The organism is Chryseobacterium phocaeense, assembly GCF_900169075.1.
GTDB lineage: Bacteria > Bacteroidota > Bacteroidia > Flavobacteriales > Weeksellaceae > Chryseobacterium > Chryseobacterium phocaeense.
In genome coordinates this window covers 2,149,294-2,167,785 of record NZ_LT827015.1, presented here as the reverse complement: position 1 = coordinate 2,167,785, position 18,492 = coordinate 2,149,294, and the positions used below count along the sequence as shown (strand labels likewise).

The window sequence follows — 18,492 nt, the reverse complement described above, 5'->3', positions numbered from 1 at the left end:
TGAGAGAATTATAATTTAAATAACTGATAAATTATTCAGAAAGGTTTATAAATTAAGTTAAAAAACAGCCTTATTTTTCTGGTCACATTAAAAGTCAATACCTTTGCAGCTTATTTGTAATGCAGATGATCTATTTGGTTTTAACAGTCCTTTTTTTAGTTGCAGTGTATCTTTTTGTCATGAATCTTCCCGCTTTCGGAGCAGATCCCAAAGGAAAGAGGCTGGAGCGGATTAAACAGTCGAAACTGTATAAAAACAACAGATTTCAGAATATCAGCCACACGCCGCCTATTGCTGAAGGGTATAATACCTTTAAGGTCACTTACGATTTCATTTTAGGAAAGAAAGATCCGCTTCTCCGGCCATTGAAGGAGATTCCGGCCATTCATACGGATTTAAAAAGTATCCGGAGGGATAAAGACATTTTCATTTGGCTGGGTCACTCGTCGTACTATCTGCAGACGGATGGAGTTTCCTTTCTGGTAGATCCTGTTTTGAGCCTGTACGGTTCACCCTTTAAGTATTTTAACAGAGCATTTAAAGGTTCAGATCTGTTTAAGCCTGAAGATATTCCCGGGCTGGATTATCTGGTGATCACCCACGATCATTTTGACCATTTGGATTATCCTACCGTAAAGTCAATCAGAGACAGAACAGGAATGGCCATTGTACCGTTGGGAACAGGAGGGCACCTTGAAAGATGGGGATATGCAGAAGAACAACTGATTGAAGAAGAGTGGGGAACAGAAGTCCTTTTAAAAAATAACCTCAAAATTACCTTTACACCGGCAAGGCATTTTTCCGGGAGGAAAATCAGACAGAATAATACCCTTTGGACTTCCTATGTATTGGAAACGCCCACGAAAAAAATATTTTTAGGCGGTGACAGCGGTTATGATTTACATTTTAAAACAATCGGAGAACAATTTGGTCCTTTTGATTATGCTGTTCTTGAAAACGGACAATATGATGAGGCATGGCGCTATATTCATGCACTTCCTGAGGGTGTGATTAAAGCGGCAACGGACCTTGGAGCGAAAAAAATTATTCCCGTTCACTCTTCAAAATTTGCATTAGCCCTTCATCCATGGAATGAACCGCTTCAGAAAGTGACAGAATTAGGAAAAGAGGAAGGACTTTGCATCCTTACTCCGATGATAGGGGAAGAAGTGGATCTGAACAGCTCTGATCATCAGTTCAAAACCTGGTGGCAGGATTGATCAGGCATGCCATATATCTTTATATCTTGCCGGGTGATTTTCAAACTGCTGGCGTACAAAATCACATTCAGGCTCTACCAGAAGGTCTTTTTCTTCAGAATAACGAACCAGTTCGTCAAGCAGCATTTTTGCATAGCCATGGCCTTCACGTTCCTCAATAATTTTCGTATAATAAACGGTGAGCAGCCTGCCGTCAATTTTTATCGACATATAACCTGCCTTCTGGCCGTCAATTAATAACTGAAGCTCATCCTGATAAGGAGATATTTCAAACTTTATATTTTCCATAATATTTAAAATTGATCGGTTAAAAATCATTTGCTTCATTCAATAGATAAAGCAGTTTTAATGGTCTGGCAACATCACAATCCTTCAGGATTTACACTTATCACTCTTAAAATTACAAATTTATCCCATATAAAACATGTCTTTTCCGGAAACTTAACAAAATTTATAAATGCTTCAGGAGGAGTAGAGTGTTAGAGTAGTAGAGTTTTGGAGTTATAGCGTTTGAGAGTTATAGCGCGTGAGAGTACGTGTATTTTTATATCAATTATCACTCATCACTTATAACTCCTCACCATTCCTCGTCACCATAATCTTATCAATCCTGTTTCCGTCTTTGTCTACAATTTCCAAGGTCAGGTTTCCAAGGGATATCTGATCTCCGGTTTGGGGAACTGTATCTTTTCCGAAAATAAAAAGTCCCGAAATACTGACGAAATTCTTCTCAAGTTCCTCATCCAGATCGATCTGAAAATATTTTTTAAAATGATGAAGCGGACATTTTCCGTCAATCAGCCATGAGTTTTCGTTTCTTCTGATGATATCTTTTTCCTCGCCGCTGCCGTCAGGAATATTGCCCAAAAGGTCATCCAGAATATCATTCACGGTAATCACTCCTTTTGTACTTCCGTATTCATCGATCACGATGGCCAGATGTGACCTGTTGGCCTGAAAAGTTTCCATTAACGGGTAAATAAAAGAGTTTTCCGTCACAAAAACAGCCTTTCGCAGATGCTCGCGGAGGTTAAAGTTTTCATGGTCAAGGTCAAAAAGATCCCTCATTTTTACGATTCCCACAATGCGATCCGGATTATTGCTGTCCGTAACAGGGTAAGTGGAAAATGAATTATTCTTAGCTTTTTCTTTACCATTTCATAATTGTCATCCGCATCCAGGGTAATGATTTTAGAACGGTGTGTGGCCAGGGAACTTACCCTGCGGTCTCCAAGCTCAAAGGCATTTTTTAACACATCATGCTCTTTTTCTTCAATAATTCCCCCTTCCTTTCCTTCTTTGATAATAGATTTAATCTCCTCTTCAGTGATCACCTCTTTTTCATCATCCCTGATCCCGAAAAGTTTCAGAATCCCTTCATTGGTAACGGTAAGCAGCCACACAAACGGGGAAGCAAGAACCGACAGCCAGTACATGGGCTTTGCGATGATGATAGCGGTCTTTTCAGGATATTTTAATCCCAGTTTTTTAGGAATCAGTTCTCCAAAAACAATAGAAAGAAAGGTGATGACCGCCACAATGATAAACGCAGAAATTCCTCGTGCATACTCAGCAAAAATGTCAAATTTTGAAATATACCCGGTAAGGTCTGAGGTGAGTTTGTCTCCTGAAAAGATCCCCAAAAGGATACCTGTTAAAGTGATGCCTATCTGGACAGTTGAAAGGAACCTGCTGGGATTTTCTGCCAGTTTAAGAGCGGTTTTGGCCCGTGAACTGCCTTTTTTCTTCTCACTTTTAAGCCTGAAAATTTTGGAAGATACCAAAGCCATTTCCGACATTGAAAATATTCCATTCAGCAAAATAAGCAGTATGATAATGATGATCTCCATACAGGAACATGAATAATACCTTATAAATATAGAAAATATTTCAACGGCGGGCAGAGGTTTTAACAAAGATTGGGAACTCTTTTCCGATTTGGCATTTTAATTGACTATGCAAAAACAGTTTAACCAACCAACGGGAAAAGATGAAAAAAATAATAATAGCTTTTCTGCTTGCCGGGACTTTCAGCCTAAGCTATGCACAGTCCGATTATTATAATGATTACAGAAGAAGTATCACAGATATCAACTGGCAGAATGTAGCCGCAGACCTTATTCTTTCCGCAGCGCAGACCAATCAGCTGAATGCTTTGAATGACAGGTACCGCGATTACGATTCCTGGAACAGGGTCTATGTAAGCCATCCCGACCGCTGGAGAGAAGACCGCTACCATGAAATTGAAAGGATATTGGGAAGGGAAAAATATACTCAATTCAAAAAGAAATATTACAAAGGACAAAACCCTGTAGCTGTTTACAACCGCAACAAAAACAATTACAAAAAAGTAAAGGTTCAGAAAACCAAAGTTTACAAAATGGAGAAGAAAAACGGGCATCACCATTAATCATTTATTTCAGTTTATATATTCAGTTTTTAAGATGGATGGCAATTATGCTGTCCATTTTTTATTTTATTTGTTTGAATTTTATAACTTAGTGAAATGGAATCTAAAGAAACAATACAGGGATTTTATTTAAGAAATGGCAAAATGGAACGGCCGGATCCGGACGCCGGTTCCGGAGTAGGGCATTTTAATGTATTTTCCCGTGACAGCTGTTCACTGGTCACTCCATACAGCAGGAGGGATTACTATAAAATTTCGCTCATCATAGGAAAAGGAAAGCTTCATTATGCAGACAAATGGATCTATGTAGACCGCCCGGCGCTCTTATTTTCAAATCCGGTGGTTCCTTATTCGTGGGATGCGGAAAATGAAGATCAGACCGGATGGTTTTGCCTCTTTACCGATCAGTTTTTGCAGAATGGGACCCGCCTGGGAAATCTTTTGGACTCACAGCTTTTTAAAATTGGGGGAACTCCTGTTTTCTTTATTGATGAAATGCAGCAAAAAATAGTCTCAGACCTTTTTATTAAGATGATGAATGAGATTCAGACGGAGTATGTTCACAAATATGATATGCTTCGTGCCTGCCTTCATCTCCTGATCCACGAGACCATGAAAATGCAGCCTGCCGAAAATTTCGAACCTTACCAGAATGCCTCACACAGGGTTGCCTCACTGTTTATGGAACTGCTGGAAAGACAGTTTCCCATTGACAGTCCGGAAGCTTTTCTGAAGCTAAAAACACCGAATGACTATGCCCGTAGCCTTTCTATCCATGTGAATTCCCTGAACCGTTCCGTAAAGGAAATGACCGGAAAAACCACGAGCCAGCAGATCACCTCAAGGATCATCCAGGAAGCGAACGCTTTGCTGAAACATACTGACTGGAATATCTCTGAAATTGCGTATGGACTGGGCTTCGAAGAGCCTGCTTATTTTACCAACTTTTTCAAAAAACAGACCGGATTAGCGCCTAATGCAGTCAGAACGGCAGTTGTTTGAATTTTATAATTCTTGGTTTGAATTCTATAGAGGTTCCGCAGTTTTTCTGTTCTAATTTTGTCTTATCAATTTTAAATCACATAGCATTATGAAATTCAGAAAATTAGGAAACACAGGAGAGCAGCTGTCTGCAATAGGTCTGGGATGTATGGGAATGAGTTTTGCCTACGGTCCGGCTGATGAACAGGAAAGCATCAATACCTTACATAAAGCGCTGGATCTTGGAGTAAATTTCTGGGATACGGCAGATATGTATGCCGCAGGGGAAAATGAAAAACTGATCTCAAAAGTTCTGGTTCCCAACAGGGATAAAATCTTTATTGCCACCAAATTCGGATTCAGGTTTAAAGATGGAAAACCCAGCCACAGCGGAGCTCCGGGGACTTATTTCGATGGTTCACCGGAATGGATCAGACAGGCTGTGGATCTGAGTCTTCAGCGACTGAAAATAGACACCATTGATCTGTATTACGCCCACAGGGTAGACCCGAATATTCCGGTAGAAGAAACCGTAGGCGCTATGGCAGAACTGGTTAAAGAAGGAAAAGTAAAATACCTCGGACTGTCGGAAGCTTCTGCAGAATCTATCAGAAAAGCCAATAAAATACACCCAATTACCGCTTTACAGTCAGAATATTCTATCCTGACCAAAGATGTGGAAAAAGAGATTCTTCCCACCATCAGGGAGCTTGGAATTACATTGGTTCCTTATTCTCCGCTGGCAAGAGGGCTTTTTGCGAACATTAATGAAGTTCAGAATTTCGGGGATGAAGACTTCAGGAAATCACTACCTCGCTATCAGGCAGAATACCTGGAAAACAATAAGAATCTTGCCCGGGAAATCAATGAATTTGCAGAGTCAAAAGGAGTAAAAGGAACGCAGCTGGCTCTGGCATGGGTCCTGAATCAGGGCGGAGACATTATCCCGATTCCGGGAACCAAACGTATTAAATATCTTCAGGAGAATATTGAGGCAATAAATATAGACCTGTCGCCATCTGATATGGAAACTATCGACAATCTTCTGAAAAAATATCCTAACGTGGGTGAAAGGTACACGGAAGGATCAATGAAGCTGGTCAACAACTAAAATAATTATAATTCCGGTTTCGTGGAACACGAAACCGGAATATTTAAAAGCATCCTGATCATGAACAGAAGAGAACTCTTAAAAAACGGACTGATGGCCGGCGCACTGAGCTTCGTTCCGCTTTCCGGTGTTTTGGCATCTACGAAAGCACTTCCAAAATATTCTGAAGAAGATCTTTCAACATTTAAAAAAATAAAACTCGGCGGGCTGGATCTGTTTATCCTGACTGACGGATATATTCATGAAACCAATGTCAATACATTTTCTCCAAGAGCAGATGTGCCTCAGTTGAAAGCGTTGCTGAGGGATAATTTCCGTCCGGATACCTATGTGGATATGGCGATGAACCTGATGCTGGTCAGAACGAAAGACCGGTTGATTTTACTGGATTCCGGGATGGGGATATTTGCTGATGAAAGAACAGGTTTTTTACTCAAAAGTTTACAGAAAGCAGGATTTTCACCGAAAGATATTACTGATGTTTTTATTTCACACGCCCATCCGGATCATATTGGTGGAGTGGTGGACAAACAAAACAAATTGGTTTTCCCCAATGCGGATCTTTATATTTCAAAAATTGAACATGACTTCTGGCTTAAGGCTTCTATCAAAGATTTTAAAAACAGTTTCCTCAAAGAAGAGCCGGAATTTCTGAACCAGGTGATTCCGCCTATTCAGAATATCCTGAAAACCATCCGTCCGAAGCTTAAATTTTATGATTTTAATAAGCCTCTGTTTGAACATTTCAGTTTTCAGCTGGCTCCGGGACATACACCGGGACTGACCATGGTGACCATTTCGTCAGGCAATGAAAATCTGATATATATCGCTGATCTGATCCATTCCGATGTCATCCTTTTTCCACATCCGGAATGGGGATTCTCCGGAGATACGGATCTGGATATTGCTACAGAATCCCGTAAAAAGCTTGTCCGCCAACTGGCCGAAACTAAAACGAGGGCTTTTGCTTATCATCTTCCATGGCCGGGCTTGGGCTTTGCCAAAAAGAAAGATGCTGCTTATGAATGGATTCCGGAAAGCTTTATGAATTAACAGGAAAAATCAGATTCAACTTATATTTTCTACGACATATTTTAATAATAAATCCTCCCATTTCCGGAGGATTTATTTGTTAAAATATAGCTATTAATTAAACGCTTAAGAATAGATTTCAGTTATGCCTCTCCATAGATCAGCTCGGGAGCATATAGTTTCCTGAACATTACATACGTTACGGAAAGGACGGTAAATGCAATGATCGCATCAATCGTCGCAGCAGAGCCCAGTACTGCAATTTTTGAGAAGAAAGCGAAGATGATATCGAAAAACATTCCCGCAAACACCCATTCTTTCAATCTTAATAAACGGTTGGGAAGAAGAAGAACCGGAATGCCTGAAAGTTTAAAAACCCCGAGGATATATATAAAATGAGGCGGATATCCCAACTGTCGGGTTATATCCCAGACTACAGGATTTTTTGTGAGTTCAAAGAAGCCGCTTGCCCCGAACCATAATGACATAAAAATTACGCCTGACCAATAGATGATTTTTGTTGTTTTTGTTTTCATTGTTTTATTATTTTAAATTGTATGATGTTGAATAATATGTTGAAGTAATGAAATGACGCAAAGTTTTGTAATGCTTCTCTTGCGACTTTGCGTTTTCCAATAAACCTTATTGAATTAAAGTTTTAGAAGCTCCTGAAATCTTTCCGGTTTTAAGATTCTGGATAAACCCGACGATTTCCCATTTTTCAGCAGAGAAATTCTCAGGGATTTTGAAGTGGATGCTTCCTTCGGAAAGATCTTTCAGTGAGATCTGTTTCTGCTCATGAACGATCTGCCAGTGCTGCAGATGGTGTCCTTCATTTTCACCTCCGCCCACATGGGTGGAAGATTTCTTTTCAACCAAGCTGATCAGCAATGTGCTTTTAGGATCAGATTCAGAGGTTTTATACCCGACGGTAACTGTTTTCTGATCAATATTCGCAGAAAGATGTACGGAAGAATTTTTAGCATTAAATAATGCATTTTGAAGAGCGTTTTCTATGGAATTCCTGTCAGAGCCGACAAACTCCTGCTTTCCATTGATCACCAGTTGTGGTGTATACGTCTGGGATTGAAGAAGACGACTGTAGAATTGCTGGCGTTGCGAATTGGCCGCACTGCTGAACCGGTCTTTCCATCCCAGACGGTTCCAGTAGTCTACATGATAGGAAAGGATATAGACGGGGCGGTTCCGGTATTCTTTTTCGATCTGTCCCATCAGTTCATCGGCAGGAGGACAGCTTGAACAGCCTTCGGAAGTAAAAAGTTCCAGAACGGCAAGACCGTTATTTTCAGATGGAAAACCAGGGTCAGGTTTTTTTATTTCTTCTTTCAGAACAAATGCGGAAGCCGCGAACATTAAACTGGTAAAAGTTCCTACGGCTAACAAATTTTTTAGAATCATATCTTTTAATTTTGATCAAAAGTAGATTCCTTTTAAGTGCAAAAGAATATAAAAAAGGGTCAGCCGGACAAAATGGAAGGCGAACCCGGAAATATTCAGTGCTAAAAAATGGAGCTGTTAACGGTCTTCCAGCCAGGTAAAGAAACTATGTGTTTTCTCTTTGTTGATCAGGAGATTTTCAGGAGTTTCAATGACCAGTTTAACCAGGATTTTGCGCTGGAAATAATGTTCCATTTCTTTGATGGCCTTGAAATTGACCAGATACTGCCGGTTGATCCTGAAAAACTGTTTTCCGGAAACCTGCTCGGCAACCTGCCCAAGCGGCTGGGACAGCTGAAACTGTTCTTTGTCAAAAGTCACCAGATGAGTAATTTCATTATGGATATAAAAATAGGCAATATTTTCTGTAAGGATCGTAGTATATTTTTGATTCTTAAAAACAAGAAAACTGCTTTTCCCTGCCGGCTGATTGATTTTTTGTAAAAGAAATTCAATATCGGGAAGTTCATTTTTACTGAAGAATTTTTTCAGATCATCTACTTTTCTGAGGGCTTCGGCAATATCTTCCCGGGAGAAAGGCTTCAGGATGTAATCTACGCCTTTACTTTTAAAGGCATCAAGCATATACTGATCAAAAGCAGTACAGAAAATGACAGGACAGGTGATCTCCGCTGTTTTGAAGATTTCAAACGAAAGCCCGTCCGAAAGCTGGATATCCATAAAAATAAGGTCCGGCTTGATGGGGTTTGATAAAGCTTCAACACTGGTTTCGATACTGTCATAAACTCCCAGGATGTTAGACTCTGGTTTTAGGTCCAGAATAAGGTTCTGAAGGGATTTTGCAGCTCTGAATTCGTCTTCAATGATGATAATATTCATGGATCAAAGGTAGTTTTATTTGAAAGATTTTTTCGTCTGAATAAATTTCAATTTCCTGTTCCAGCAGATGGCTGAAACGCATTTTAATATTATCAAGGCCAACACCTAAAGATTCTTCAGTCGTTATTTTTCGCTGAATGGGGTTTTCAATAATGATCTTATCTTCAGAACTGTAAATTTTTATGTGAAGTGGCTTACTTTGCGATACAATATTGTGTTTGATACAGTTTTCCACCAGAAGCTGCAGCGTGAAAGGAGGAATAAGGGTTTTCAGATCTTCAGTTCTAAGTCCGTTTGTAAATGAAATTCCTTCTCCGAAACGCGCTTTTTGTAGAAAAAGATATGCTTCTATGATCTTCATTTCTTCCTGTACAGTGATGAGGTCCAGTTTTCGGCTTTCAAGGGTAAATCTGTAAAAATCGGAAAGTTTAATGATGAAATCCACCGTTTCTGAATCATTGGTTTCTGCCATTGATTTTAAGGTATTCAGGCTGTTGAACAGGAAATGGGGATTTACCTGCTGTTTCAGCAGTTCATACTGAGCACCCAGATTATCACTTTTCACCTTTTCCAGCTCCAGCTGTACCTGTTGGCCTGCGTAATTATTCTGAAGCAGAGTAAGGAACATATAGCAGACAAGATTGATCAGGATTCCCCTTACTTCTACCATCAGCATCACAGGACCAAAATTGATATGTGATAAAATAAGCTGCTGAATCCATGCCAGCCCGAACATAATGACCATTCCGAACGCCAAGATCATCAATAACCTCGAATAGGAAATATCCTGCTTCCTTTTCCCTGCATTGCGGTTAAACAGATAAATATTAAGATACCACATGATAATCGAAAACGCTGCGGTAATGGCTGAATTAACGGCTGCTTCCTTCCAGTTGAATTCATGGGAAGCCAGTTGGGGAACAGAGGATAAAATTCCCAGGAAAAGGGAACTGATCCAGATAACGGCCGGTGAAATGTTTATTTTTTGCTGCTGCATGGAAACCGTGGATTTTAAATGGTGAAATTAATGTTTTTTTGGATGAAAAGGATGATATGAATTGTCAATTGTGAATGCGCTTCGCTTGTAAACTTTATTTCGGGGGTAAAATTGACTATTGACTTTGCATTAGCAAAAATTGACCATTAATGGTGAATTGTCAATTGTGCATGCGCTTCGCTTGTGAACTTTATTTCGGTGATAAAATTGACTATTGACTTTGCATTAGCAAAAATTGACCATTGATGGTGAATTGTCAATGGTGAATGCGCTTCGCTTGTGAATTTTATTTCGGTGATAAAATTGACGATTGACTTTGCGTTAGCAAAAATTGACCATTGATGGTGAATTGTCAATGGTGAATCTGCTTCGCTTGTGAATTTTATTTCGGTGATAAAATTGACGATTGACTTTGCATTAGCAAAAATTGACCATTGATGGTGAATTGTCAATTGTGAATGCGCTTCGCTTGTGAATTTTATTTCGGTGGTAAAATTGACTATTGACTTTGCATTAGCAAAAATTGACCATTGATGGTGAATTGTCAATGGTGAATGCGCTTCGCTTGTGAATTTTATTTCGGTGATAAAATTGACTATTGACTTTGCATTAGCAAAAATTGACCATTGATGGTGAATTGTCAATGGTGAATGCGCTTCGCTTGTGAACTTTATTTCGGTGATAAAATTGACTATTGACTTTGCGTCAGCAAAAATTGACCATTCATCATTATCCTTTTCACAAAACCTCCTGAAACTGAAAATTCAGCTTCAGGAGATCTTTATGGCCTCATGACGGGTTTATAACTCATGATATACTGTATCCTTTCTTCTTGATTGGGCGGTAAGGGTTTCGTTGATGATGTACTCTGGACCTGATAAGAGATTTTTCCGGTATTATCTGCCTGAAGTGTTTCTATACTTAATAATTCCCCGGTGATGGTTCCTCCTATGTATTGAGGGTTGTCATGGTATTTCCAGGTGACCAGTTTGATCATACTGCCTTTTTTTAAGGAAGAGTGGGCAGCATACAGCGATTCAAGCGCTTCCTGGTTACCATACAATGCGGAGGATGTTTCCTTTTTTGTATTCAATGAAGTGGAGATAAATTTTAAATCTCCGGGATCGAAAACAATACGTTTTAAATCTTTATCCGGCTCATCTATTTTACAGGCGGTAAATAAACTGCAGATCGACAGGATGATGAATAGTACTTTTCTCATTATTTCTCAAGGTTTTTAATTAATCTTTCGGTGTTTACTTTCATAGGGACATCAAATAAGTAACCTGTTTTTTCGGCTAACTGACGGTGGCAGGCTATACAGGATTCTTTGGCAAATGAGGCTGTTTTTCCGGTAGGATGAAGATCGTTTCCTGAAAATTTTGCAAACCCCCAACCTTCGGTATCGGTATATTTCTTAGCATCTTTAACCATAAACTGGGCATTCACAAATGCTCCGGCCCGTACTTCTCCATCAGCAAGCTCTTCCTGTTTCCAGACTGATTTTACAATGATACTGCCATCCGGCCATGGGTGGAAATTTTCCGTTTCAACAGCTTTCACAGCAATGTCATTTCCGTAAATAACCCTGATGGAATGATCGAAGAGTGTGCTCATGCTGATCACTTTCCAGTTTTTAAAATCGTCCGTATATTTCACTCCATTAGACGAAACCGGAAATTGAACTGGAACAGGATTTTGAACAGTTTGACTATTCTGGTGAGTATCTTTTTCTTTTTTGGAGGCATTAAGGCTGGCCAAGGAAAGCGTATACTTCCTGATCGTTTCAATATCTTTCTGCGTGATTTTTGCTGACGGATGAAGTAAAGTATATTCATGGAGCGGCATTTTACCACTCTGCATCATATTCAGGATGGCGTACATTTTTCCCTGATGTTCTCCTGCAGAATAATTCCATTCTGAAAAATTCAAAACCTCTTTAGCTCTTTTCACATCCTTGTTTACAGCCCATGATATGGGAGCTATTTTGTCATACCAGCTCAGGTTCTGCTCATTGGAATGGCAGTTAAAACATGAGTTTTCCAGAATGGCAAGAACCTCTCGCGGAGCTTCTATTTTTTTTGCTACCGGTTTTCCTTCCAGAGAAGGATTGAAAAACTGTAAGGTAACCAGTACAGCCATTACTACCAAAAATATGATAGCTATTGGTTTTGCTGTTCTTTTTTTCTTTGATGAATCCATAACACTATTATTTTTTATGGTTCAAAAGTAGTTTGGTGAATGTCGTTTTGAAATGGAAAAGAAGGTGAAGCGGACAAAGTGAGGGGGGAAGAAGGAAAAAGGAAGGGGGAGGTTGCAGGTGTTAGGTAGCAGGGATTAGGGATTAGGGATTAGGGATTAGGGATTAGGGTGTGGTAGACGAAAGTAGAGGTGGAGGAGGTGTTCAATGGGTTTCTTCTCCACCTGCTGGGTTTTCATTTTTCTTCTAGATCTTATAAGCCGATTCCGCCGTCAATAATAATTTCAGTTCCGGTGATAAAACCTGAAGCAGCATCATCAGAAAGGTGAACCACCAGTTGGGCTACTTCTTCTGCAGTACCCATTTTCTTTAAAGGAATCTGGCTGATCAGATAATCATCAAGACCTTTTAAGGTTTCTTCATCAAGTCCGGCTTTACTCATGATGTTTGTTTTTATCGGACCCGGGCTTATCATATTGACCCTGATTTTCCGTGGTGCCAATTCTGCGGCTGCAGTTTTGGCAATAGAATTCAATGCTGCTTTGCTGGCCTGATATACTGAACTATTCGGTTTGTAAGTGGAAGCCACAATTGATGAAAGGAATACTACGGATGCACCGTCACTCAGGATCGGAATAAACTTATTCAGAGTAAAATAAGCGCCGCGGAAATTGATATTCATAACTTCATCAAAATTCTGGACACTCATATTTTCAATAGAGGTGAGACCGCCAGTAATACCGGCATTGATGAAAAGGATATCCACCTTTCCAAACTGCTTCTCCACTTCGTTTTTAAGAAGGTCAATATCATCAAGAACAGACTGATCCGCAATAAAAGGGATAGCTCTCAATTCTTCGGCGGCTTTTTCTACCGCTTCTTTTCTTCTTCCTGTAATAATAACCCTGGCTCCTTCTGCTATAAGTTTCTTTGCGGCTGCATATCCTATTCCGCTGTTTCCACCCGTTACGACGGCTAATTTGTTATTCAATTTATTCATTGCTTTAAATTTTTTGACAAAGTTATTTCAAAATGGTATACTTTTGTAATCAGTATAACAGAGTATACCAGTATCATCCATGATATCATTTAACTTTGCAGCTATGGAAAGAGATCAGACAGAAGAACTGAGAGCCTTGCAGGATACCCTCTATTTTATTGGAGGGAAATGGAGAATTCCTGTAATCAATTCAATCTGTAACGGACACAGACGATTCCGTGAAATTGAAAGGAGTATCCCTGGAATCACCACGAGAATGCTTTCAAAAGAACTGAAAGATATGGAACTGAATAAACTGGTGAAAAGAACCGTATACCCGGATACCCCGGTTTTAATAGAATATGAACCTACGGAATACTGCCGGACCTTTGGAAAAATCATTACGGAAATGATCAACTGGGGACGGGAGCACAGGAGAGTGATTGTAGAGGGGTAGGTGCAGGGATTAGGGATTAGGGATTAGGGATTAGGGATTAGGGATTAGGGCGTGCCGCTTTATATTTGATAAATCAATAGGGACGGGCTTTAGCCCGTCCGCATAAAAGAAATCATTCCATTGGCTTTAGCCGAAACCTAATACGATTAAATTTAGAAACAAAAAAGCCCCTTTTAAAAAGGAGCTTTTCATTTATATCATTCAGGAAAATTAAATTCCGTCAATAATTTCATTCAACACCGTGCTTGGTCTCATGGCTGCATACGTCTTATATGTATCCGTTTTGTAGTAACCGTCAATATCCTGAGGTTTTCCCTGAGCACTTATTAATTCCTGATTGATTACCGCTTCATTTTCCTGCATTGCAGCTGCTACCGGAGCAAATTGAGCTGCCAGTTCTGCATCAGCCGTCTGGTTCGCTAAAGCTTCTGCCCAGTACATGGCTAAATAGAAGTGAGAACCTCTGTTATCAATCTGGCCTACCTTTCTTGCCGGAGATTTGTCAGTAGCTAAGAATTTAGCATTAGCCTCATCTAAAGCATCTGCTAACACCTGAGATTTTGTATTCCCCTGCGTTTGAGCCAAGTGCTCTAAAGAAGCCTGAAGGGCCAGGAATTCACCTAAAGAATCCCATCTCAGATAACCTTCTTCAATGAATTGCTCCACGTGTTTCGGCGCAGAACCTCCGGCACCTGTTTCAAATAAACCACCACCATTCATTAATGGAACAATGGAAAGCATTTTAGCAGAAGTACCAAGCTCAAGAATTGGGAAAAGGTCAGTTAAATAATCTCTCAATACATTTCCTGAAACAGAAATAGTGTCTTTTCCTTCTCTTGCTCTTTTTAAAGTTTCAGTCATCGCATCTTTTACATCAAGAATTCTGATGTCAAGACCGTTGGTATCATGGTCAGCAAGATATTTTTCAACTTTTTTAATGATTTCTCTGTCGTGAGCTCTTCCTTTATCTAACCAGAAAATGGCAGGCGTATCAGATAATCTGGATCTGTTGACAGCCAGCTTTACCCAGTCCTGGATAGGCGCATCTTTCGTCTGGCACATTCTGAAGATGTCACCTTTTTCTACTTTTTGCGTAAGAAGAATATTTCCTGCTTCATCCTGAACTTCAATAGTTCCGTCTGCTGCTGCCTGGAAGGTTTTGTCATGAGAACCGTATTCTTCAGCTTTCTGAGCCATAAGACCCACGTTCGGAACAGAACCCATGGTCGTAGGATCAAGTTTTCCGTGTGCTTTCATATCATCGATTACAGACTGATAGAATCCTGCATAAGAACGGTCAGGAATAATACATACCGTATCTTCTTCGTTTCCGTCTTTGTTCCACATTTTACCGCCGCCTCTTACCAGGGCAGCCATAGAGGCATCAACAATGATATCTGAAGGAACGTGGAAATTCGTAATTCCTTTGTCTGAATTTACCATAGCCACTCTTGGTCCGTTCCCTAAAGCAGCTTCAATATCAGCTTTGATTTCAGCTTCCTGCGCATTTCCTTTGATTTTTTCAAAAAGATCGGCAAGACCGTTGTTTGGATTGATATCTAAAGACTTGAATGTTTCAGCATATTTTGTAAATACCTCCTTAAAGAAAGTTTCTACGATAGCCCCGAAAATAATAGGATCGGAGATTTTCATCATCGTAGCTTTAAGGTGGGCAGAAAGAAGTACGTTTCTGTTTTTAGCCTCATCAATAGCCTTCTGAACGAATACTTTCAATGAGTTCAAATTCATCACGGATGAATCAATTACTTCTCCGGCCTGAAGACCAGCGAAATCTTTCAGTAGAGTTTCAGCACCATCATTTCCTTTAAATGTAATTTTGAATTTCGTAGCATTTTCTACAGTGGTTGAAGTTTCAGTTCCGTAGAAATCTCCACCGTCCATATGAGCCACGTCTGTTTTGCTGTCAGAAGCCCAGTCACCCATTCTGTGAGGGTTTGCTTTTGCGTAGTTTTTAACAGCTTTCGGAGCACGTCTGTCAGAATTTCCTTCTCTTAATACAGGGTTTACAGCACTTCCCAAAACTTTGGCATATTTGGCTTTGATGGCTTTTTCCTCATCATTCTTTGGTTCTGCAGGATAATTAGGAACTGCGAAACCTTTAGACTGAAGTTCAGCGATCGCTTCATCCAGTTGGGGAGCAGATGCAGAAATATTCGGTAATTTAATAATGTTTGCGTCAGGTTGAGTGGCCAATTGACCCAATTCTGCCAATGCATCACCAATCTTCTGGTCATCTTTCAAAAACTCAGGAAAGTTGGCTAAAATTCTTCCCGCCAAAGAAATATCCGGAACCGCAATTTCAATGTTTGCTGATTTTGTAAAAGCTTTTACAATCGGTAAAAACGAGTGTGTTGCCAACATTGGAGCTTCATCCGTAAGGGTGTAATAGATTTTTGATTTGTCTGACATTATACTGTTATTTATTATTTGATTTTTTAAGACTCACAAATTTACTAAATATGATTGTTTTATGGAGGTATTTTGCATAAAAAAAGAGGCCTTTGCCTCTTTAATCTATATTTGTGTAATGGTGTAAGTTCCGGTAGCGTCAAAATTGATGTTAAACTCAATTTTAAAATTCTTGGGTGTAGTGGTGAGATTTGGAATCATAATGGCCGTACCGTCGATGTCAAAATTTCCATCACTCAGGTTGTCTCCTAAAACCTCATCCCCTGTAGCTCCTCCCGGAGAAAGGAGGATGGTGAATCCTGAAAAATTTGAGGAAGTGACACCGTTAAGGTTAAAAGAAAACTTGGCGGTTGCAGGATTGTAGCTTAACGAGGAAACTGCCGGAGCACCGGGATTTGTTGTATTTAAACTAACCTCAGGGCTGAAATTAATTGTTCTTACAGGGTTTCCGATAAAGTTCGTGATTTCGATCTTATAAAATCCATTCGAAGAAATATTGTAAGTACTTCCGTTAATGACAAGGTTTGTTTGGCCGTCAGAACCATAATTTTGAGCACTTGCATTCTGTGCCGTGATAAATTTGAGCTGTGAATTGGCCGGCAAATATTTGTATCCTATCCTGCTTCCGCTATTTCGCATTAAATCTGCAGAAGTGGCCGTGAAATTATTATAGGTTCCGTACATGTATAAGTTGGCTGGTAACTGGTTACCGGAACCTGATGCGGTTGGTAGATTCAACGTTCCTGAATCATTGACGCTTAATGTATAATTGGTTCCATTCGGAGAAACCAGCGTAATGCCCTGGCCTGCACCTGTGACAACTGTTTTACTCACCTGTGCATAAGGAACGCTCATCAGCTGGTTTACGCCAACATTTGTATAATTGGAACCGCCCTGAGGATCCATTTCCACTTTCACGAACTTCGTATTCGCTCCCCAGTTGATACCTCCAAAACTTCCGGAGGAAGGAGTTCCCTGGCCGATATTAAGATTTACCAATCCTTTGGCATTGGTTGTCTTTTGATGGGTTTCTGTATATAAAACAGGACCTGTAGCTGTATTTTCCAGAATACTGATCTTTAAAGATACGTTTCCGTTGGCAATAGGAGCTCCGGAAGCATTAAATGCAATAGTCTGATAAGTGAAAGCCTGTGGAACCTGAGCGCTTAAAAGTGTAGCCAGGAACAGGCCGATCGTTGTGTAAAGTTTTTTCATGATTCAATGTTTTTAAGGTTTTTTAATAATTTTAATAGGTTTAATGTCCGGATTTTTGAAAGAGATCATGTAAATTCCGGTGTTCAGGCTGCGCAGATCAAGCTTTCCACTCTCCAATTTAGTCTTTAAAACAAGTCTCCCGGCCTGGTCATACACTTCAGCCTCTTCAATTTTAGAATGAGAACTGATGGTGATTTGAACAAAATCGGTTGTGGGATTGGGATAAACCTTGATATGGTCTTTTTCAAGTTCTTGAACGCCTAAAACCTGTAGAACAGTTTGGAACAGCATTCCCACCGTTCCTGAATTGGCCTGATCAGGATCCGAAGGAATTACATAAATTTCGGCTACAGAGTGTACAAAATTGGTGTCAGAAACTGCTCCGGAATTGATATTTCCAATTACAGACTGGGCGAAACCCCAAAAAGGCACTCCAAAAAGCAGGAGGGTAATTTTTTTTCGCATAAGTTGTTTTTTTAGGATAGCGAATATAAATAATATTTCGTTAGAAAGATCATTGGGATGAATAAGTTTTTTTATGTCTGTTTTAAGAATTATTTAACCTTTATTTGTCTCCGGAAATTTTCTATTTTGAGTAAATTTGAAAAACTAAAAAAATAAAATATGTCGAATATTACACTAAAAGGAAACGCTGTAAATACAATAGGAACTTTACCGTCAGTAGGAACTACCGTAAGGGATTTTGCTTTGGTAGATTCAGGATTGAACGTAAAAACGCTTCAGAGTTTTGAAGGCAAGAAAAAAGTATTCAATATTTTCCCAAGTATTGATACCCCTACCTGTGCTTCTTCAGCAAGAAAATTCAATGAAGAGGCTTCAGCGCTGGATAACACCGTGGTAATTAATGTTTCTAAAGATTTACCTTTTGCGCTGGGAAGATTTTGCGCTGCCGAAGGACTGAATAATGTAGAAACACTTTCAGATTTCAGAAGCAGTTTCGGGGATGACTACGAAGTTGCTATTACAGATTCTCCAATGAAGGGACTGTTAAGCCGTGCTGTAATTGTAACGGATGCTGATAACAAAGTAGTATACACAGAGCAGGTGGCTGAAATTGCAGACGAACCCAATTATGAAGCCGCTCTTGCTGCATTAAAGTAAGATCTGAAAATAAAATTTTATAAAAAGCCTTGTGAAAATT

General features: G+C 39.7%; 19 protein-coding genes and 1 pseudogene. 7 read left to right on the top strand and 13 right to left on the bottom strand.

Annotation, left to right across the window (positions count from 1 at the left end; genetic code table 11):
* The first annotated feature begins 125 nt into the window (after positions 1-125).
* Positions 126-1,220 (top strand): MBL fold metallo-hydrolase, encoded by a 1,095-nt coding sequence (locus B7E04_RS16650; protein ID WP_080780726.1) that lies wholly within the window; start codon positions 126-128, stop codon positions 1,218-1,220.
* Here B7E04_RS16650 and B7E04_RS16645 read toward each other — a convergent pair whose 3' ends face one another.
* The 3 genes and pseudogenes from B7E04_RS16645 to B7E04_RS22550 all read right to left on the bottom strand — a co-directional run.
* Positions 1,221-1,508: a GNAT family N-acetyltransferase gene (locus B7E04_RS16645; RefSeq protein ID WP_062647897.1), complete on the bottom strand. Its 288-nt coding sequence runs from the start codon at positions 1,506-1,508 to the stop codon at positions 1,221-1,223.
* A 279-nt stretch (positions 1,509-1,787) separates the two neighbouring features.
* Entirely contained in the window at positions 1,788-2,303 is a 516-nt protein-coding gene (locus B7E04_RS22555) for a transporter associated domain-containing protein (RefSeq protein WP_262484663.1), read from the bottom strand.
* Between the two features lie 239 nt (positions 2,304-2,542).
* Positions 2,543-3,010, bottom strand: a pseudogene (locus B7E04_RS22550) (CNNM domain-containing protein); the annotation flags it as partial.
* Positions 3,011-3,210: 200 nt separating this feature from the next.
* Here B7E04_RS22550 and B7E04_RS16635 point away from each other — a divergent pair.
* The 4 genes from B7E04_RS16635 (at position 3,211) to B7E04_RS16620 (ending at position 6,775) form a co-directional block, all read left to right on the top strand.
* Positions 3,211-3,630 (top strand): hypothetical protein, encoded by a 420-nt coding sequence (locus B7E04_RS16635; RefSeq protein ID WP_080779625.1) that lies wholly within the window; start codon positions 3,211-3,213, stop codon positions 3,628-3,630.
* 96 nt (positions 3,631-3,726) lie between these two features.
* Positions 3,727-4,632, top strand: coding sequence for a helix-turn-helix domain-containing protein (locus B7E04_RS16630; RefSeq protein WP_080779624.1), 906 nt, complete (start codon positions 3,727-3,729; stop codon positions 4,630-4,632).
* Positions 4,633-4,720: 88 nt separating this feature from the next.
* The gene (locus tag B7E04_RS16625; protein WP_080779623.1) at positions 4,721-5,722 is read left to right on the top strand and encodes an aldo/keto reductase; all 1,002 of its coding nucleotides are present in this window, start codon (positions 4,721-4,723) and stop codon (positions 5,720-5,722) included.
* A gap of 21 nt (positions 5,723-5,743) precedes the next feature.
* A complete protein-coding gene (locus tag B7E04_RS16620) occupies positions 5,744-6,775 on the top strand; it encodes an MBL fold metallo-hydrolase (RefSeq protein WP_228439970.1) in 1,032 nt (343 codons plus the stop codon).
* Positions 6,776-6,897: 122 nt separating this feature from the next.
* Here B7E04_RS16620 and B7E04_RS16615 read toward each other — a convergent pair whose 3' ends face one another.
* The 7 genes from B7E04_RS16615 to B7E04_RS16580 form a co-directional block, all read right to left on the bottom strand.
* Positions 6,898-7,290 (bottom strand): DoxX family protein, encoded by a 393-nt coding sequence (locus B7E04_RS16615; protein WP_080779622.1) that lies wholly within the window; start codon positions 7,288-7,290, stop codon positions 6,898-6,900.
* Between the two features lie 106 nt (positions 7,291-7,396).
* A complete protein-coding gene (locus B7E04_RS16610; protein ID WP_080779621.1) occupies positions 7,397-8,173 on the bottom strand; it encodes a DUF1223 domain-containing protein in 777 nt (258 codons plus the stop codon).
* A gap of 117 nt (positions 8,174-8,290) precedes the next feature.
* Positions 8,291-9,052, bottom strand: a complete 762-nt coding sequence (locus B7E04_RS16605) for a LytR/AlgR family response regulator transcription factor (protein WP_080779620.1) — start codon at positions 9,050-9,052, stop codon at positions 8,291-8,293.
* Positions 9,033-10,049 (bottom strand): sensor histidine kinase, encoded by a 1,017-nt coding sequence (locus B7E04_RS16600; RefSeq protein ID WP_080779619.1) that lies wholly within the window; start codon positions 10,047-10,049, stop codon positions 9,033-9,035. The genes B7E04_RS16605 and B7E04_RS16600 overlap by 20 nt, the downstream gene beginning before the upstream one ends.
* A 781-nt stretch (positions 10,050-10,830) precedes the next feature.
* Complete coding sequence (locus B7E04_RS16590; RefSeq protein ID WP_080779617.1) at positions 10,831-11,271, bottom strand: hypothetical protein; 441 nt, start codon at positions 11,269-11,271, stop codon at positions 10,831-10,833.
* Positions 11,271-12,251: a heme-binding domain-containing protein gene (locus tag B7E04_RS16585; RefSeq protein ID WP_080779616.1), complete on the bottom strand. Its 981-nt coding sequence runs from the start codon at positions 12,249-12,251 to the stop codon at positions 11,271-11,273. Before B7E04_RS16585 ends, B7E04_RS16590 begins: the two co-directional genes overlap by 1 nt.
* Positions 12,252-12,502: 251 nt before the next feature.
* Positions 12,503-13,249 carry an SDR family oxidoreductase gene (locus B7E04_RS16580; RefSeq protein WP_165439461.1) on the bottom strand — a complete coding sequence of 249 codons (747 nt, stop codon included), beginning with the start codon at positions 13,247-13,249 and terminating at the stop codon, positions 12,503-12,505.
* 103 nt (positions 13,250-13,352) lie between these two features.
* Between B7E04_RS16580 and B7E04_RS16575 the strand changes: the two genes are divergently transcribed.
* Positions 13,353-13,685, top strand: coding sequence for a winged helix-turn-helix transcriptional regulator (locus tag B7E04_RS16575; protein ID WP_062650363.1), 333 nt, complete (start codon positions 13,353-13,355; stop codon positions 13,683-13,685).
* A 210-nt stretch (positions 13,686-13,895) separates the two neighbouring features.
* On the opposite strand, the gene B7E04_RS16570 is transcribed toward B7E04_RS16575, so the two are convergent.
* The 3 genes from B7E04_RS16570 to B7E04_RS16560 all read right to left on the bottom strand — a co-directional run bounded on the left by B7E04_RS16570 (position 13,896) and on the right by B7E04_RS16560 (position 17,795).
* Entirely contained in the window at positions 13,896-16,115 is a 2,220-nt protein-coding gene (locus B7E04_RS16570; protein ID WP_080779615.1) for an NADP-dependent isocitrate dehydrogenase, read from the bottom strand.
* Positions 16,116-16,220: 105 nt separating this feature from the next.
* Positions 16,221-17,330 (bottom strand): cadherin repeat domain-containing protein, encoded by a 1,110-nt coding sequence (locus tag B7E04_RS16565; protein ID WP_080779614.1) that lies wholly within the window; start codon positions 17,328-17,330, stop codon positions 16,221-16,223.
* A gap of 12 nt (positions 17,331-17,342) precedes the next feature.
* Entirely contained in the window at positions 17,343-17,795 is a 453-nt protein-coding gene (locus B7E04_RS16560) for a T9SS type A sorting domain-containing protein (protein ID WP_080779613.1), read from the bottom strand.
* A gap of 159 nt (positions 17,796-17,954) precedes the next feature.
* On the opposite strand from B7E04_RS16560, the gene tpx reads away from it, so the two are divergent.
* Positions 17,955-18,452, top strand: coding sequence for a thiol peroxidase (tpx, locus tag B7E04_RS16555; protein ID WP_080779612.1), 498 nt, complete (start codon positions 17,955-17,957; stop codon positions 18,450-18,452).
* The last annotated feature ends 40 nt before the right edge of the window (positions 18,453-18,492 follow it).

Coding starts and splice junctions, on each gene's coding strand:
- B7E04_RS16650 (WP_080780726.1), top strand. CDS start 126: ATGATCTATTTGGTTTTAACAGTCCTTTTTTTAGTTGCAGTGTATCTT.
- B7E04_RS16645 (WP_062647897.1), bottom strand. CDS start 1,508: ATGGAAAATATAAAGTTTGAAATATCTCCTTATCAGGATGAGCTTCAG.
- B7E04_RS16635 (WP_080779625.1), top strand. CDS start 3,211: ATGAAAAAAATAATAATAGCTTTTCTGCTTGCCGGGACTTTCAGCCTA.
- B7E04_RS16630 (WP_080779624.1), top strand. CDS start 3,727: ATGGAATCTAAAGAAACAATACAGGGATTTTATTTAAGAAATGGCAAA.
- B7E04_RS16625 (WP_080779623.1), top strand. CDS start 4,721: ATGAAATTCAGAAAATTAGGAAACACAGGAGAGCAGCTGTCTGCAATA.
- B7E04_RS16615 (WP_080779622.1), bottom strand. CDS start 7,290: ATGAAAACAAAAACAACAAAAATCATCTATTGGTCAGGCGTAATTTTT.
- B7E04_RS16610 (WP_080779621.1), bottom strand. CDS start 8,173: ATGATTCTAAAAAATTTGTTAGCCGTAGGAACTTTTACCAGTTTAATG.
- B7E04_RS16605 (WP_080779620.1), bottom strand. CDS start 9,052: ATGAATATTATCATCATTGAAGACGAATTCAGAGCTGCAAAATCCCTT.
- B7E04_RS16600 (WP_080779619.1), bottom strand. CDS start 10,049: ATGCAGCAGCAAAAAATAAACATTTCACCGGCCGTTATCTGGATCAGT.
- B7E04_RS16590 (WP_080779617.1), bottom strand. CDS start 11,271: ATGAGAAAAGTACTATTCATCATCCTGTCGATCTGCAGTTTATTTACC.
- B7E04_RS16585 (WP_080779616.1), bottom strand. CDS start 12,251: ATGGATTCATCAAAGAAAAAAAGAACAGCAAAACCAATAGCTATCATA.
- B7E04_RS16580 (WP_165439461.1), bottom strand. CDS start 13,249: ATGAATAAATTGAATAACAAATTAGCCGTCGTAACGGGTGGAAACAGC.
- B7E04_RS16575 (WP_062650363.1), top strand. CDS start 13,353: ATGGAAAGAGATCAGACAGAAGAACTGAGAGCCTTGCAGGATACCCTC.
- B7E04_RS16570 (WP_080779615.1), bottom strand. CDS start 16,115: ATGTCAGACAAATCAAAAATCTATTACACCCTTACGGATGAAGCTCCA.
- B7E04_RS16565 (WP_080779614.1), bottom strand. CDS start 17,330: ATGAAAAAACTTTACACAACGATCGGCCTGTTCCTGGCTACACTTTTA.
- B7E04_RS16560 (WP_080779613.1), bottom strand. CDS start 17,795: ATGCGAAAAAAAATTACCCTCCTGCTTTTTGGAGTGCCTTTTTGGGGT.
- tpx (WP_080779612.1), top strand. CDS start 17,955: ATGTCGAATATTACACTAAAAGGAAACGCTGTAAATACAATAGGAACT.